This is a genomic window from Streptomyces sp. NBC_00631 (genome assembly GCF_045206895.1).
Classification (GTDB): Bacteria; Actinomycetota; Actinomycetes; order Streptomycetales; family Streptomycetaceae; genus Streptomyces.
The window spans coordinates 2,264,892-2,280,592 of record NZ_CP107734.1 but is presented as its reverse complement, the minus strand read 5'-3'; the positions used below and the strand labels follow the sequence as shown (position 1 = coordinate 2,280,592).

The window sequence follows — 15,701 nt, the reverse complement described above, 5'->3', positions numbered from 1 at the left end:
CACGGTCCTACTCATGAACTACGTTCACGTATCTGATCGATATGGAATGGGAGTGCTCGATGAGTGGAAGATCCCGCGCGGCCGCTCTGCTGACGGCTCTGATGGCGTTCGGAGCCGTCCTCGTCCCCTCCGCGCACGCGACGGCCGGGGTCCCCAAGGCTCCGGACACCGCCGTCCTCGACGGCAGCCGCCTCCAGCGGGCCAAGGCCGAACTGGACCGCGGGGACCCGCGACTGAGGCGCGCGCTGCGCGACCTGACGACCCGCGCCGACGCCTGGCTGGACCAGGGCCCCTGGACGGTCGTCGACAAGCCCAGGCCCGCCCCGGGCGGCGACGTCCACGACTACCTCAGCCAGGCCCCCTACTGGTGGCCCACCACCACCCCCACCGCAGGCAACCCCTGGGGCTGCCCCTACGTCCAGCGCGACGGCCTGCGCAATCCCGAGGTCGACAGCGGCACCGACCGCCAGGACGTCGAGAAGGTCTTCGACTCGACGTACGACCTGTCCCTGGCCTGGTACTACACCGGCAAGCGGGCGTACGCCGAGAAGGCCGGGCGGATCCTGCGCACCTGGTTCCTCGACCCGGCGACCCGGATGAACCCGAACCTCGACCACGCCCAGTTCATCCCGTGCAAGTACGACGGCCGGGCCATCGGGATCATCGACTTCTCCCAGTCGTACACGAGCGTGGCCGACGCGCTGGCGATCCTCGGCGCGGGGGCGCCCGGCTGGAGCGCCGCCGACCGGGCGGCCATGCGGAGCTGGAACACGGACTTCCTCGACTGGCTGAAGGACAGCGCCTTCGGCAAGGAGGAAGGGGCCGCCGCCAACAACCACGGCACCTTCTACGACATGCAGCTCGCCGCCCTCGCCTACGCGACCGGTGACAAGGCGCTGGCCAGGAGGACCGTGCTGGACGCGCGGGCCAGGCGGATCGACCCGCAGATCGCCGGGGACGGCAGCCAGCCGCAGGAGCTGGCCCGCACCAGGAGCTGGCACTACTCGACCTTCGATCTGGTCGCCTACACCCGGCTCGCGGCCATCGGCCGGCATGTCGGCGTGAACCTCTGGGCCTACCGTGGACCGGACGGCCAGAGCCTGTTCAAGGCCGTGGACTACCTGCTGCCGGCCGCGACCGGGTCGGCCGCCTGGCCCCACCCGGAGCTGGAGTTCCACCGCTACGCGGCCAGTGACGTCGTGCACGCGGCGGCCGACGCCGGCGACCGGGCGGCCCAGCAGGCGGTACGGCGGCTGGAGGCGCCGCCCGGGGGCGACCTCTGGGCGCTGCGGCCCGCCGCCGAGCAGCTGGACTCCATCGCCGGCTGAGGCGGGGCACGGGTTCGGCCGCCGGCCGGACCTGCCGGACAGGGCTCCTGAGCGCTCGCTTAGGATGGCGTCGTACCCGATGCTCAGGAGCCCCTCCCGTGACCGCCGAAGCCGTGCCCGCCCCCGCCCTCGCCCACGGCCGGCTGCTGCCGGTCAGCGTTCACTTCGACGACCTCGACGCGCTCGGGATGCTGCACAACGCCCGCTACCCGCTGCTGGTCGAGCGGGCCTGGACCGAGCTCTGGCAGGGGCACGGCATCCGCTTCGACGGCGACTGGGCCACCGCCGGGGACGCCTGCAACGTGGTCAAGGAGCTGCTGATCAGCTACGAGACGCCGGTCACCAGGTCGGGCACCTACGCGGTCCACCTCTGGCTCGAACGGCTGGGCACCACCGGCCTGACCTACGGCTTCCGCTTCTGCTCGCCCGACGGCGCGACCACCTACGCGCGGGGCACCCGGGTGCTCGTCCGGCTGGACGCGGCCACCCTGCGCCCCGCGCCGTGGAGCGAGCCGTTCAGGGCCGTGGGCCGGGAACTGCTGCGGCCTCGGGGCTGACCTCCCGACGCGCGCCCCGCGCCCCGGCGCGCAGCACGCCCGCGAACGCCACCAACCCCAGGGCCAGCGCCGTGACCAGGCAGAACGACACCACCAGACTGGTCGCCTGGGCGATGCCGCCGATCAGGCTGGGGGCGATCAGGCCCGAGGTGTAGGTGATCGTCGCCACGCCCGCGATCGCCTGACTCGGGTTCGGCCCGGCATGCCCGGCCGCCGCGAAGCACAGCGGTACGACGACCGCGATGCCGAGGCCCATCAGCGCGAACCCGGTCATCGCCACCGCGGGCTGCCCGGCGAGGACCACCAGCAGCCCGCCGAACGCGGCCAGCACACCCCCGGCGCGCACGGTACGGACCGCACCGAAACGGTTCACCACCGCATCCCCGCTGATCCGGGCCACCGCCATGGCCAGCATGAAACCGGTGGTGGTGGCGGCCGCGAGCCCGGCCGAGCTGTCCATCCGGTCCCGCAGGAACACCGCCGACCAGTCCAGACTCGCCCCCTCCGCGAACACCGCGCAGAAGCCCACCGTGCCGATCAGCAGTGCCGACCGGGGCGGCAGCGTGAACCGCGGCGGCGGCTCCTCGTCCTCCCCGGCCTGGACGTCCAGGACGAAGCCGGCCGTCAGCACGCCGAGCACGGTGAGGACCGCCGCCGCCAGGGCGAAGTGCACACGCGCGTCGGTGCCCAGATGCGCGGCGAGAGTGCCCGCGGCCGAGCCGATCAGGGTGCCCGCGCTCCACATGCCGTGCAGCCCCGACATGATCGACCTGTCGAGCAGCCGCTCGATCTCCACGCCGAGCGCGTTCATCACGACGTCCGCCATGCCCGCGCTCGCGCCGTACACGAACATCGCCAGGCACAGCAGATACAGGTTGGTCGCCAGAGACGGCAGGACCAGCGACAGCGTCCACATCGCGATCAGCCCGCGCAGCGCCGCACGGCTGCCGAAGCGGTGGCTGATCCGGCCGGCCAGCGGCATCGCGCACGAGGCGCCGAACGCCGTGAAAGCGAGCGCGAAACCCAGCTGGCCGGCGCTGAGCGAGGCATGGTCCTGGATCCACGGCACCCGGGTCGCGAACGAGCCGGTGACGGCGCCGTGCACGGTGAACACGGCCGCGACGGCGTACCGCGCCCGCCTCACCTCACGCTGCTCGTGACCCACGTCTTTCATGTTCCTGTCCCTCCCCGGGAGGTGCCGCCCCGCTGTCCGCCGTAAACTATCAGGGACCCTGCCTGATAGATAGGTCGTCAAGTGGCCGTCCTGCGCCGTGCGGATCTGGGAGGATGCCCGTCATGCCCGCCTCACCGAGCACCGCCCGGGCCATCAACGACCGGCTCGCCCTGAGCCTGCTCCAGGAGCAGGGGCCGCTGACGGCAGGCCAGTTGAAGCAACTGACCGGACTGTCCCGGCCGACGGTCGCCGACCTCGTCGAACGGCTCGCCGTGTCCGGCCTGATCGCGGTCGTCGGCGAGTCCGGCGAGCAGCGCCGGGGACCCAACGCCCGGCTCTACGGCATCGTCGCCGACCGCGCCTACCTGGCCGCGCTCGACGTGCGCACCGAGAGCGTCTCCGTGCTGGTGTCCGACCTGGTGGGGCGGGTGCTGGCCGAAGGGTCGGTACCGGTCGGGCCGGAGGAGGGGGAGGCGGCGGCGGTGGAGCAGGCGGTGGGCCTGGTGGAGCGCGCCGCCAAGGAGGCGGGCGCTTCGGAGGACACGGGGCACCTGCACACCGTGGGCATCGGCGCGCCCGGGCTCGTCGACCCCGCCACCGGCGAACTCCGCGACTCGGCCGGCCTGCCCGCCTGGCACCGCCGCCTGGTCGCCGCCCTCCAGGAGCGATTCCCGCAGGCCCGCGTCAGCATCGAGAACGAGACCAACCTCGCCGCCCTCGCCGAACAGCGGGAGGGTGCCGCCCGCGACCGTGACACCTTCGTCCTGCTCTGGCTGGACGACAGTTGCGGCGCCGCCGTCGTCCTCGACGGCACGCTCCGTCGCGGCGCCTCCGGCGGCACCGGCGAGATCGGTTTCCTGCCGGTGCCGGGCACCCCCGCGCTACCGACGGCCACCGACTGCTCCGGCGGCTACCACTCCCTGGTGGGGGCGGCGGCGATCGTGGAGCTGGCGGGGGAGTGCGGGATGCCCGTGGACGGAGCACCCGCATCCGGTCCGACCGCCGCATGGCTGGTGGGAGAGGCGGTACGGCTCGCGGCCGAAGGCGACGGCGGCCCGGCAGCGCCCCGGAGGGGCGCGGGCCGTACCGACACGCGGGTCCGCCGCGCGGGCGCGGCCGGCCTCGACGGACCCGCAGACCACCGGGGACCTGACCCGGCACTCGCCGCGGACCGCTTTCTCGATGCCCTCGCCGACCGCATCGCCCTCGGCGTCGCCGCCGTCGTCGCCATCCTCGACCCGGGCTGCGTGGTCCTCGGCGGCGAGATCGGGCCGGCCGGTGCGGCCGCGCTCGCCGCACGCGTGGCGGAGCGGATCCGCCGGATGTCGCCGCTGACCACCGAGGTGCGGGCAAGTGCCCTGGGCGGCGCGGCCGTTCTGCGCGGCGCCCTGCTGACGGCACGGCAGCGTGCCCAGGACGAGCTGTTCGCGCCGCGGGAGCGTTGAGTCCGCGTGGGCGACCCGGCGACGGGCAAGGGCCGTCGTCACCGTCACCGGGTCCGCCTGAACCCTAAAAGGACTAGACCAGTAGGGTCAATAGAGGTGAATCGGAGTCAAGAGTCCCGGTCCGGGCGCCGGTTGGGCACATGGCCGTCCGCCTGGGAAGTCCAGCGGCACGAGCTGTGAGGCACCCCACACGGGTCCCCTGTATGGACCGCTGTCGGGCGTGGCACACTGGCCGTGTACCAGAAGCAGCGCACTCCGGGGTCGGTGAAACTCCGAACCGGCGGTTACAGTCCGCGACCCGTCCGCTTCCAGCGGCCGGTTGACCAGGTGAAATTCCTGGACCGACGGTTAAAGTCCGGATGGGAGGCAGTGCGCGGCGGGCGAGCATGTACGTGTGCGCGCCGCCGTATCTGGTCTCGTCCCTCGCGGACGGGGCCTTCTCGGCGTCGCCCTCGGTGTGATCGTCCGTCCATTCTGTCGTTCGTCGACAGGCCCCGGAGTCCGTGCCCCGTTGAGGCAGGAGGACCCGGGAAGTGTTCACCGGAATCGTCGAAGAGCTGGGTGAGGTCACCGCCGTCGAGAACCTCGGCGACGCGTCCCGTTTCCGGCTCCGTGGCCCCGTAGTGACCGAGGGCGCGCAGCACGGCGACTCCATCGCCGTGAACGGCGTCTGTCTGACCGTCGTGGAGCACGAGGGTGACGAGTTCACCGCCGACGTCATGGCGGAGACCCTCAAGCGTTCCTCCCTCGGCGCCCTGGGCGTCGGCTCCCGGGTCAACCTCGAACGCCCCACCGCGGTCGGCTCCCGCCTCGGCGGCCACATCGTGCAGGGCCACGTCGACGGCACCGGACAGGTGCTGGCCCGCACGCCCTCCGAGAACTGGGAGATCGTCAAGGTCTCCCTCCCGGCCGACCTCGCCCGCTATGTCGTCGAGAAGGGCTCCATCACCGTCGACGGCATCAGCCTCACCGTCGTCGAGGCCGGCCCCGACTACTTCACCGTCAGCCTCATCCCCACCACCCTCGACCTCACCACCCTCGGCCACAAGCAGCCCGGCGACCCGGTCAACCTGGAGGTCGACGTCGTCGCCAAGTACGTGGAGCGCCTGCTCGCGAACACGCAGGGAGCGGACCGGTGAACTGGCTGAACTCCCAGGCCTTCACCCTGTTCGGCCAGCACATCATCTGGTCCGACATGATCGGCAACGTCCTCGGCCTGATCACCCTCGCCCTCGGCTGGCGCCGCTCGCTGCTCACCTGGCCCGTGCAGTTCCTCTCCGGCCTGGTCCTGTTCGTCGCCTTCTACGGCCACCTCGCCGGCAGCGCCGGCAAGCAGGTCGTCGTCATGGTGGTCGCCCTGTACGGCTGGTGGCAGTGGAACCGCGACAAGGGCCGGACCGAGGACGGCGGCGACGGTCACATCGTCCCGCGGTTCGCCACCTGGCGGGAGCGCGGCGCGATGGTCGCCGCCGCGGCGGTCGGCACGGTCGCCGTCGCCCTGCTCTTCAAGGCCTACCCGTCGCTGTCCTGGGACCCCTGGCCGGACGCCTACATCTTCGTCGGCACTGTCGTCGCCATGTACGCGCAGGCCCGCGGCATGGTCGAGTTCTGGATCGCCTGGCTCCTGGTCGACGTGGTCGGCGTCCCCCTCAACTTCGCCAACGGCTACGCCTTCTCCGGCTTCGTCTACGTCATCTACGGCGCGCTCGTCCTGTGGGGCATGCGCGACTGGTGGCTGCGCTCCCGCCAGGGCTCGCGGCCCGCTCTGGAAGGAGCACCCGCATGACCGCGGCACCGATTCTCTACAGCACCGACGCCATCGACGGCATCGAGGACCTCACGCTCGACCCGGTCGAGCAGGCCATCGCCGACATCGCGGCCGGCCGCCCGATCGTGGTCGTCGACGACGAGGACCGCGAGAACGAGGGCGACCTCGTCATCGCCGCCGAGAAGATCACCCCCGAGATCGTCGCGTTCATGATGAGCGAGTGCCGCGGCCTGATCTGCGCCCCCATGGAGGGCGAGGAACTGGACCGGCTCGATCTGCCGCAGATGGTCGGTGACAACACCGAGTCCATGAAGACCGCGTTCACGATCTCCGTGGACGCCTCCGCCGCGCACGGCGTCACCACCGGCATCTCGGCCGCCGACCGCGCCACCACGCTCCGGCTGCTGGCGAGCGGCCAGGCGGAGCCGACGGACCTCGTCCGCCCCGGCCACGTCTTCCCGCTGCGCGCCCGGCCCGGCGGCGTCCTGGTCCGCAACGGCCACACCGAGGCCGCCGTCGACCTGGCACGCCTCGCGGGCCTGCGCCCGGCCGGTGCCATCGTGGAGATCGCCGGTGAGGACGGCCGGATGCTCCGCCTCCCGGAGCTGATCCCGTTCGCCCGCAAGCACGGCCTGACCATCATCTCCATCGCGGACCTCATCACCTACCGCCGGGCCGCCGAGCCGACCGTCCGCCGCGAGGCCGAGGTCAACCTGCCGACCAAGCACGGCACCTTCACCGCCTACGGCTACCGCTCCACCACCGACGGCGTCGAGCACGTCGCCCTGGTCCACGGCGAGATCGGCGACGGCGAGGACGTTCTGGTCCGGGTCCACTCCGAGTGCCTCACCGGGGACGTCTTCGGATCCGCCCGCTGCGACTGCGGCCCCCAGCTCGACGAGGCCCTGGACCGCATCCAGGACGAGGGCCGGGGCGTCGTCGTCTACCTGCGCGGCCACGAGGGGCGGGGCATCGGACTGCTGTCCAAGCTGCGCGCGTACGAACTCCAGGAGCGTGGCCGCGACACCCTCGACGCCAACCTCGAACTCGGGCTGCCCGCCGACGCCCGTGACTACGGCGCCGGCGCCCAGATCCTGGCCGACCTCGGGGTGCGCAGCGTCCGCCTGATGACCAACAACCCCGACAAGAGCAACGCGCTGCTGAGCCACGGCCTCAAGATCAGCGGACGCGAGCCGATGCCCGTGCAGGCGGGCGAGCACAACCTCCGCTACCTGCGCACCAAGCGCGACCGGATGGGCCACGACCTGCCCTGGCTGGACGCGGCCCCCCTGTCCACCTGCAGCAACCAGTAAGCACACCGAGGAGACAAGAGAACGTGAGCGGCAAGGGTGCACCTGAACTGTCCGTACGCAACGTCAGCGACCTGCGGGTCGCCGTCATCGCGTCCCAGTGGCACGAGAAGGTGATGGACGGCCTGGTGGACGGCGCCCTGCGCGCCCTGCGCGATCTGGGGATCGACGAGCCGACCCTGCTCCGGGTCCCCGGCAGCTGGGAGCTCCCGGTCACCGCCAAGGTCCTGGCCGGGCGCGGCTACGACGCGATCGTGGCCCTCGGCGTCGTCATCCGCGGCGGAACCCCGCACTTCGAGTACGTGTGCCAGGGCGTCACCCAGGGCCTCACCCAGGTCTCGGTGGAGACCGGCGTCCCGGTCGGCTTCGGCGTGCTCACCTGCGACGACGAGGAGCAGGCCCTGGACCGGGCGGGCCTTGAGGGCTCCAACGAGGACAAGGGCCACGAGGCGGTGACGGCGGCGGTGGCGACGGCGGCCACCCTCCGCTCAGTATCCGAACCCTGGCACTGAGCGAGGCGGCCTTTGGCGTAGTCTGGCGCTCACCATGTCCAAGAAGACTTTCGAGGAGCTCTTCTCCGAGCTCCAGCACAAGGCCGCCCACGGCGACCCCGCCACCTCCCGCACCGCCGAGCTGGTCGGCAAGGGCGTCCATGCCATCGGCAAGAAGGTCGTCGAGGAGGCCGCCGAGGTCTGGATGGCAGCCGAGTACGAGGGCAAGGAAGCGGCCGCCGAGGAGATCTCGCAGCTGCTCTACCACGTCCAGGTGATGATGGTCGCCCGCGGCATCTCGCTGGACGACGTCTACGCCCACCTGTAAGTCACCCGCCGCACAACCCCCTCCGAGCAAAGGAAGCCGACCTCATGCTGCGCATCGCCGTCCCCAACAAGGGTTCCCTCTCAGGCCCTGCGGCGGACATGCTGCATGAGGCCGGCTACCGGCAGCGGCGGGAGTCCAAGGAACTCCGCACCGTCGACCCGGTCAACGACGTCGAGTTCTTCTACCTCCGCCCCCGCGACATCGCGATCTACGTCTCCTCCGGCCGCCTCGACATCGGCATCACCGGCCGTGACCTGCTCGTCGACTCGGGCGCCGACGCCGAGGAGATCCTCCCGCTCGGCTTCGCCCGCTCCACCTTCCGCTTCGCCGCCAAGCCCGGCGAGGCGAACGGCCTGGCGGACCTCAAGGGCAAGACGGTCGCCACCTCCTACGAGGGGATCGTCGCCGGGCACCTCGCCGACAACGGCGTCGACGCCTCCGTCGTCCACCTCGACGGCGCCGTCGAGACCGCCATCGAACTGGGTGTCGCGGAGATCATCGCCGACGTCGTGGAGACCGGCACCAGCCTGCGCAACGCGGGCCTGGAGGTCTTCGGCGAGCCGATCATGAAGTCCGAGGCGATCGTCGTCCGCCGTACCGGCGCCGACGCCGAGGAGCCCAAGGTCCAGCAGTTCCTGCGCCGCCTCCAGGGTGTCCTGGTCGCCCGGACCTACGTGATGATGGACTACGACTGCCGGGTCGAGCAGCTGGAGAAGGCCGTCGCCCTCACCCCCGGCCTGGAGTCGCCGACGGTCTCCCCGCTGCACAACGAGGGCTGGGTCGCCGTCCGCGCCATGGTCCCCACCAAGGACGCCCAGCGGATCATGGACGACCTGTACGACATCGGCGCCCGCGCGATCCTGACCACGGCCATCCACGCCTGCCGCCTCTGAGGGATCCGCGCGAGATGTCCGAGCTTCCTTCGCTGCCCGTCACCTTCCGGCCGGGCCACACCCGCGCCATCCTGCTCACCGCGGGTGTCGCGATCTTCGTCACCATCTCCGGGGTCGCGCTGCTCCTGGAGCAGCTCGGCCCGGGGGAGAAGCTCAGCTTCGTCGTCACCGGCGCGCTGATCTTCTGGGTGCTGGCCCAGCTGGCCCGGGTGAAGGTGGTCGCCGACGAGTCCGGGGTCACCGTCGTCAACATCGCCGGCAAGCGGCGCCTGGAGTGGGCCGAGATCCTCCAGGTGAACCTCCGCCCGGGTGACCCGTGGGTCTTCCTCGACCTCAGCGACGGCACCAGTCTGCCCGCCCTCGGCATCCAGCCGGGCATCGCCAAGCAGCGCGCCATCGCCGACGCCAAGGCCCTGCGCGCCCTCGCCGAGGCCCACGCGGTCCACGACCCCGAGAAGCATCAGGGCTGAAATCACGCAACTTCGGGGTCGTCCGGGGGCCGTCGCCCCTGCCGCACCGGCCCCTGTCTTGATTAATCTGTTGGCGGAGGCTTTTCACGTCCCGCCTCCACCCCTGTCGCGCGCCCGGCGCACAGGGGTTCCTGCTACCCGAGGAGTGACCCTCTCCGGCGATGGACGGATCGTCCTGTAGTACCTGCGCCGCCCCCTCCCGACATACCGCGGACCGCCTTTCGGCAGTCCGCGAGGCTTCGGAGGCGGCGGCATCATGACCACCCCCCTGCTGCTCCTGGCTGCCGCGTTCCTGCTCATCCTCGCCAACGGCTTCTTCGTGGCCGCCGAGTTCGGCCTGGTGACCGTGGAGCGGCCCGAGGCCGAGAAGGCCGCGGCCGACGGCGACAAGCGCGCCCGTACGGTCGTCGAGTCGCTGAAGGAGCTGTCCTTCCAGCTCTCCGGCACCCAGCTGGGCATCACCATCACCTCCCTCGTCGTCGGCATGCTCGCCGAACCGGCACTGGCCGGGCTGCTGCGCGGCCCGCTCTCCGCGATCGGCCTTCCCGACGGCGCCGTCTCCGGTATCGCCGTCGTGGTCGGCATGCTGCTGGCCTCGGCGATCCAGATGGTGATCGGCGAGCTCGTGCCCAAGAACTGGGCGGTCTCCAAGCCCCTCCAGGTCGCGCGCTTCGTCGCCGGCCCCCAGGCCCGCTTCTCCCGCCTGTTCCGCCCGGTGATCGCCGCGCTGAACACGGTCGCCAACCGGCTCGTCCGCGCCCTCGGTGTGGAACCCGCCGACGAGCTGGCCTCCGCCCGCACCCCCGGCGAACTGGTCTCCCTGGCCCGGCACTCCGCCCAGGCCGGCGCGCTGGAACAGGACACGGCCGACCTGTTCGTCCGCACCCTGTCCCTGGGCGAGCTGACCGCCCAGCACGTCATGACCCCCCGGGTGAAGGTCAGCGCGCTCCAGGACACGGCGACCGCCGAGGACGTCGTCAACCTCACCCGGGCCACCGGTCTGTCCCGCTTCCCGGTCTACCGGGACAAGATCGACGACATCGTCGGCATGGCCCACCTCAAGGACGCGCTGGCGGTTCCCGTGCACGACCGCCTGCACACCCCGGTCGGCCGGATCGCCCGGCAGGCCCTCCTCGTCCCCGAGACCCTGCCGGTCCAGCCCCTCCTCGCCCGGCTCCGCTCCGAGCAGCCCATCGCGGTCGTGGTGGACGAGTACGGCGGCACGGCGGGCGTGGTCACCCTGGAGGACATCGTCGAGGAACTCGTCGGCGAGGTCCGTGACGAGCACGACAGCCCGGACGCGCCGGAACTCGCCGCCGCCCCCTCCCAGGACGGCAGACCCGCCTGGGACGTCGACGGCAGCGTCCGTGTCGACATCCTCCAGCGGATAGGCCTGGACGTGCCGGAAGGCCCTTACGAAACGGTCGCGGGCCTGGTCGCCGATCTCCTCGGCCGTATCCCGGCGCCCGGCGACCGCGCGGAACTGCCCGGCTGGCGGCTGTCGGTCCGCCGGGTCGGCCACTACCGCGCGGAACGGGTCCGCCTGGTCCGCACCGCCCCCGCCGTCGCGGAGGCCGCCCGATGAGCGTCCTCCAACTGGTCTTCGCCGCGCTGCTGGTCCTGGCCAACGGCTTCTTCGTGGGTGCCGAGTTCGCTCTCGTCTCCGTCCGCCGCAGCCAGATCGAACCCCTGGGCACGGCCCGCGCGCGCCAGGTCCTCTACGGCCTGGAACGCCTTCCGCAGATGATGGCCGCGGCCCAGTTCGGCATCACCGTCTGCTCGCTGACGCTGGGCGCGGTGGCCGAACCGACGGTGGCCCACCTGCTGGAGCCGCTGTTCGAGGCCGTCCACCTGCCCGACGGCATGATCCACCCGCTCGGGTACGTCATCGCACTGGCCGCCGTGGTCTTCTTCCACCTGGTCATCGGCGAGATGGTGCCGAAGAACCTGGCCATGGCGGCGCCGGAGAAGGCGGCGCTGTGGCTGAGCCCCGGCCTGGTGGCGTTCGCCCGCGTCTGCCGGCCGATCACCGTCGCCCTCGGCGCCTGCGCCCAGGGCATCCTGAAGCTGTTCCGGGTCGAGCCGAAGGACGAGGTCGAGGCCGTCGTCACCAGCGAGCAGCTCAACCGGCTCCTGGAGGACTCCGGCCAGGCGGGCCTCCTCGACCCCGAGGAACAGGAGCGGCTGGAGGACGCGCTGGAACTGGGCTCGCGCCCCGTGACGGACGTGCTCCTGCGACGCGAGTCCCTGATCACGGTCCCGCCGTCGGTCACCCCGGGCCAGATCGTCGAGCTCACCGCCCGGACCGGCTACTCCCGCTTCCCGGTGGCGGCCGAGTCCGGTGCCTTCATGGGCTACGTGCACGTGAAGGACGTCCTCGACCTGGAGGACTCGGACCGTGCGGTACCGCAGCAGATATGGCGGCCGATGACGACGCTACGGGCTGAGCTGCCGCTCGACGACGCGCTGACGGTGATGCGCCGGGCCGCGACCCACCTGGCCCAGGTGGCCGACGCGAACGGCAGGGTGCTGGGCCTGGCGGCGCTTGAGGACGTCCTGGAGCTGCTGGTCGGTGAGGTCACGGACCCGGCGCACCGGGAGCGGCCGGCACCGCCGCGGGCTCCCGAGCCGAGGGTGAGTGGGGAGCCGGAGGAGGCCATGGCCGGGTGAGGTCGTAGTTCGGCCGCGGGTGCGTGGGGGCCGGTCGCGCCCACGCGGCGGAGCCGCACATCGGATACAGCCCCGCGCCCCTTACGGGGCGCGTCCCAGCTGCGGGCAGTCGTGCCGCTGGGGCGGCACGGGTGGGCGCTGCGGCGCCCGGCCAGCGCCGGTGAGCGTCCCACCCCCGGCCCCACCCCACCCGCACCTACATCCCGGCCGCCGGATCCTGCGGTCCCCTCCCCGACAGCACCTCCCCGTACGCCTGCATCAGGTCCGGCAACCGCAACGTCGCCAGGTCGTCCCGCGTCAGCACCCCCGGATACGCGGACAACCGCAGATCCCGGTACGCACAGCTCTTCTCGTACAGCGTCCGCAGGAACCGCCCGTTCCCCAGTTCGTCGATCCACCCCTGGTCGACCACGTGCCCGGCGATCGACCGCAGCTCCTCCAGCGCCTCCTCGTCCCACGCGTCCCCGTTCTCGGCGGCCAGCACCTCGCCGATCGAGGTCAGTTCGAGGGGGCGGTAGGAGGGAAAGTCCACACGGGTCGTGAAGCGCGAGGAGAGCCCCGGGTTGGCGGCCAGCAGGCGGTCCATGCCCTCCGGGTAGCCGGCCAGGATCACCACCAGGTGGTCGCGGTTGTCCTCAGCCCGCTTCAGCAGCACCTGCAGCGCCTCGTCGCCGTACGCGTCCCCCTTGCCGTAGCCGGAGTTGGAGAGGGAGTAGGCCTCGTCGACGAAGAGCACTCCGCCGATCGCGGAGTCGATGAGTTCGTTCGCCTTCACGGCGGTCTGGCCCAGGTACTCACCGACCAGATCGGCCCGCTGCGCTTCGACGAGGTGGTCCCCGCCCAGCAGCCCCAGCGCGTAGAAGACCCGCCCGAGGATCCGGGCGACGGTGGTCTTCCCGGTCCCGGACGGTCCGGAGAAGACGAAGTGGCGTTTCGGCGGCTGCACCGGCAGCCCCTGCCCGGCCCGTAGCCGGGCCATGTTCAACTGCGCGGACAGCGCCTTGACCTGCCGCTTCACGGGCTCAAGCCCGACCATGCGCTCAAGTTCGGCGAGCGCCTCCTCAAGTAACGCGGGGTCGGTCGGCCCGGCCGGCAGCGGGGGCACCGGCACGGACTTCTCGCGCACCGCCGGATCGATCACCGACGGCATCGCCCCGGCCGGCGGCTCCGGGTCCCCGAGCCGCAGATCGCGCCCCTCGGTACCGAAGAGCGGGTCGAGCATGTCCGGCCCGTCCATGACGTCCTGCCCGACGCCGGTGAGGGTGATCGCCGCGAGGTCGGCGGTGTCGTCGTACCCGTCGCCCTCGGCTATGGCGGCCAGTCGGGCGGAGGTGTCCATGAAGGCGGGGTCGACGCGGTGCACGGCCCGGTAGAGGGGGAGCGCGGCGGCGCTGCGGCCGGTGCCCTCGTGCGCCCGGGCCAGCCAGTAGCGCAGCTCCTTGCGCTGCGGCTGCTCGCTGCGGCAGCGCATCAGCGCGGCGGCCAGGTGCGGTTCGGCCTGGCCGTACATTTCGAGGCGGACCCGGGCCATGCCGCCGAACAGGCCCGCCTCGATGCCGAGCATGGAGTCGTCGAGGAGCGGGTCGGTGTGCCGAACCAGCTGCTCCCAGTCCTTGACCAGGTAGGCCCGGCAGGCGTGCAGGAAGCGCACCTGGGGGTCGGCGTCCACGCGCGGGAGGCCGGCGAGGGCCCGGTCGAGCTCCGGGACGTGCCGGCCGTCCAGCCAGTGGGAAGCATGGGCGAGCAGCAGGTCACGCGGGCTCTCCAGGACCGGCTGCACCCACCAGCCCAGCCAGTACCAGGAGTTCAGAGTGCGGCGATGTCGGCCGCGCTGCTCGCCGAAGCGGTCGCGGTGCCGGAACATCCGCAGCAGCGCGGTCGTCGTGTCGACGCGCAGCGCGTGCAGCCCGAGCCAGGCGTCGGCCATCCCGGGATCCATCCGTACCGCGGCGCGGAACTCCTCCTCCGCCTGCGGATAGGCGCCCATCGTGTAGGCGTCCACGCCTCGCAACCAGGCGAGGTCGGCCGGGGCCTCGGGGCCCCGCGTGCCGAAATCCATCACGTCCCCCACAGACCGTGCCCTCGTGGTCCAGGGGATGTCAGGTGGCCCAGGCCGGGCTCGCGGGCCCTGGCACTCCCTGATCCGGCCTGATCCACCTGACACCCCCTCGCCCCCGGGCTCCCCCCGATGGCTGCCGTTGGTCGAACCGCTGTGCCGCGGAACGGAGTTGCAGGTGCGCGAAGCAGCCGTTCGAAGGTCGCACCGAGGGCATCGTACCTGCGGTTCCACCGCCCGCCGAAGGGTGCCGCACAGGCCGTTTGACGAGGTGGGGGCAGAGAGGGCGCACGCGGTTCGGTGACCGAGGGTGAGCGGAAGAACGCACGTGGCGCACACAAAAGGGGTAAAGGGCAGAACGAAGCCCCCGATCACGGGGGAACAACCGGGGGCTTCGCGTCTCTGTTGCGGCTTCGAGGGCCGCTTATTCAGAACGTAAGACCTGTACGGCCCCCGGGTCAAGCCGAGTTGAGGTACTCGGGCAACTTCTTGGAGCCGCGTCTTCACAAGTTCAGCACACCGCGGACGGCCCGTCACGGTGGGTGACTGTCTGGTCTGGGCCAACGGTTCTCGCAGGCCCCGGCAGTACCTCATATCCCTTGCGTGACTGTGCCACCAGGAGGTCGGCGTAGGGCCTTGAGGGGTCTTCGCTGAAGTGTTCGTGTTCCGCCCTGACCCACTCGGCCCAGAAGTCCCGTTGTTCCGCGCCGTCCCGCGCCCTGCCGCGCGTCCAGGACTCCTCGCGCGGCAGCTCCATCCACAGCAGCCGTGCCAGAAAGGGGCGCAGTGCCCGGCGGCCGGCGCCGACGCCCTCGACGAGGATCACCGGGGCCGGCGGCAGGGGGCGGGGCGGGCCGAAGCGGCGGGCGTGCCAGTCGTAGGGGGAGTAGTGCGCCGTTCCGCCGTGGCCGAGCGGCTCGATCACCTGGGTCAGCAGCCGGCCGGTCCAGGCGAACGGCTCGTCGTGGCTGGCGATGTCGTCGAGGTGCAGCACCGGTGCCCCGCCGAGGGCGGCGGCCAACTGCCCGGCGAAGGTCGTCTTTCCGGACCCGGCGTGCCCGTCGACGCCGACGAGGCGGACCGGGCCGCAGGAGGGTGGCAGGGCCCGGAGTGCGGAGGCGAGCTGGTGAATGGCCGTTCCCTAGGTGTGCTGCGGTGTGGGGTGTTTTCCGGAAACATTCTAGTAGTGCGGCGCATAGCGGGCGTTTGCG

General features: G+C 71.8%; 15 protein-coding genes and 1 riboswitch. Of the genes, 12 read left to right on the top strand and 3 right to left on the bottom strand.

The annotated features are described in order from the left end of the window. Window positions 1-59: 59 nt before the first annotated feature. The gene (locus OHB00_RS10430; protein ID WP_406433516.1) at window positions 60-1,328 is read left to right on the top strand and encodes an alginate lyase family protein; all 1,269 of its coding nucleotides are present in this window, start codon (window positions 60-62) and stop codon (window positions 1,326-1,328) included. A gap of 98 nt (window positions 1,329-1,426) precedes the next feature. Continuing rightward, window positions 1,427-1,885, top strand: a complete 459-nt coding sequence (locus OHB00_RS10425) for an acyl-CoA thioesterase (protein WP_406433514.1) — start codon at window positions 1,427-1,429, stop codon at window positions 1,883-1,885. Here the strand turns inward: OHB00_RS10425 and OHB00_RS10420 are convergent. Beyond that, window positions 1,845-3,059, bottom strand: coding sequence for an MFS transporter (locus OHB00_RS10420; RefSeq protein WP_406433512.1), 1,215 nt, complete (start codon window positions 3,057-3,059; stop codon window positions 1,845-1,847). The two genes, OHB00_RS10425 and OHB00_RS10420, sit on opposite strands and share 41 nt — an antisense overlap. Window positions 3,060-3,181: 122 nt before the next feature. Between OHB00_RS10420 and OHB00_RS10415 the strand changes: the two genes are divergently transcribed. The 10 genes from OHB00_RS10415 (at window position 3,182) to OHB00_RS10370 (ending at window position 12,434) form a co-directional block, all read left to right on the top strand. Continuing rightward, a complete protein-coding gene (locus tag OHB00_RS10415) occupies window positions 3,182-4,504 on the top strand; it encodes an ROK family transcriptional regulator (protein WP_406433510.1) in 1,323 nt (440 codons plus the stop codon). 246 nt (window positions 4,505-4,750) lie between these two features. After that, window positions 4,751-4,881, top strand: a riboswitch (FMN riboswitch). Between the two features lie 156 nt (window positions 4,882-5,037). Then, window positions 5,038-5,643, top strand: a complete 606-nt coding sequence (locus OHB00_RS10410; RefSeq protein WP_406433508.1) for a riboflavin synthase — start codon at window positions 5,038-5,040, stop codon at window positions 5,641-5,643. Beyond that, window positions 5,640-6,290 carry a nicotinamide riboside transporter PnuC gene (gene pnuC / locus OHB00_RS10405; RefSeq protein WP_406433506.1) on the top strand — a complete coding sequence of 217 codons (651 nt, stop codon included), beginning with the start codon at window positions 5,640-5,642 and terminating at the stop codon, window positions 6,288-6,290. The genes OHB00_RS10410 and pnuC overlap by 4 nt, the downstream gene beginning before the upstream one ends. Next, window positions 6,287-7,585 carry a bifunctional 3,4-dihydroxy-2-butanone-4-phosphate synthase/GTP cyclohydrolase II gene (locus tag OHB00_RS10400; protein ID WP_406433504.1) on the top strand — a complete coding sequence of 433 codons (1,299 nt, stop codon included), beginning with the start codon at window positions 6,287-6,289 and terminating at the stop codon, window positions 7,583-7,585. The genes pnuC and OHB00_RS10400 overlap by 4 nt, the downstream gene beginning before the upstream one ends. A 23-nt stretch (window positions 7,586-7,608) precedes the next feature. Next, window positions 7,609-8,094, top strand: coding sequence for a 6,7-dimethyl-8-ribityllumazine synthase (gene ribH, locus OHB00_RS10395; RefSeq protein WP_406433502.1), 486 nt, complete (start codon window positions 7,609-7,611; stop codon window positions 8,092-8,094). Between the two features lie 34 nt (window positions 8,095-8,128). After that, entirely contained in the window at window positions 8,129-8,401 is a 273-nt protein-coding gene (locus tag OHB00_RS10390; RefSeq protein ID WP_401439697.1) for a phosphoribosyl-ATP diphosphatase, read from the top strand. Window positions 8,402-8,445: 44 nt separating this feature from the next. After that, window positions 8,446-9,294, top strand: coding sequence for an ATP phosphoribosyltransferase (gene hisG, locus OHB00_RS10385; protein ID WP_406433500.1), 849 nt, complete (start codon window positions 8,446-8,448; stop codon window positions 9,292-9,294). A 14-nt stretch (window positions 9,295-9,308) separates the two neighbouring features. Continuing rightward, window positions 9,309-9,764: a PH domain-containing protein gene (locus tag OHB00_RS10380; protein WP_406433498.1), complete on the top strand. Its 456-nt coding sequence runs from the start codon at window positions 9,309-9,311 to the stop codon at window positions 9,762-9,764. Between the two features lie 256 nt (window positions 9,765-10,020). Beyond that, window positions 10,021-11,349: a hemolysin family protein gene (locus tag OHB00_RS10375; RefSeq protein WP_406433496.1), complete on the top strand. Its 1,329-nt coding sequence runs from the start codon at window positions 10,021-10,023 to the stop codon at window positions 11,347-11,349. Next, window positions 11,346-12,434, top strand: a complete 1,089-nt coding sequence (locus OHB00_RS10370) for a hemolysin family protein (RefSeq protein ID WP_406433494.1) — start codon at window positions 11,346-11,348, stop codon at window positions 12,432-12,434. The genes OHB00_RS10375 and OHB00_RS10370 overlap by 4 nt, the downstream gene beginning before the upstream one ends. A gap of 196 nt (window positions 12,435-12,630) precedes the next feature. On the opposite strand, the gene OHB00_RS10365 is transcribed toward OHB00_RS10370, so the two are convergent. Continuing rightward, window positions 12,631-14,493, bottom strand: coding sequence for an AAA family ATPase (locus tag OHB00_RS10365; protein WP_406433492.1), 1,863 nt, complete (start codon window positions 14,491-14,493; stop codon window positions 12,631-12,633). A gap of 508 nt (window positions 14,494-15,001) precedes the next feature. Next, entirely contained in the window at window positions 15,002-15,511 is a 510-nt protein-coding gene (locus tag OHB00_RS10360) for a uridine kinase (RefSeq protein ID WP_406433490.1), read from the bottom strand. Between the last annotated feature and the right edge of the window lie 190 nt (window positions 15,512-15,701).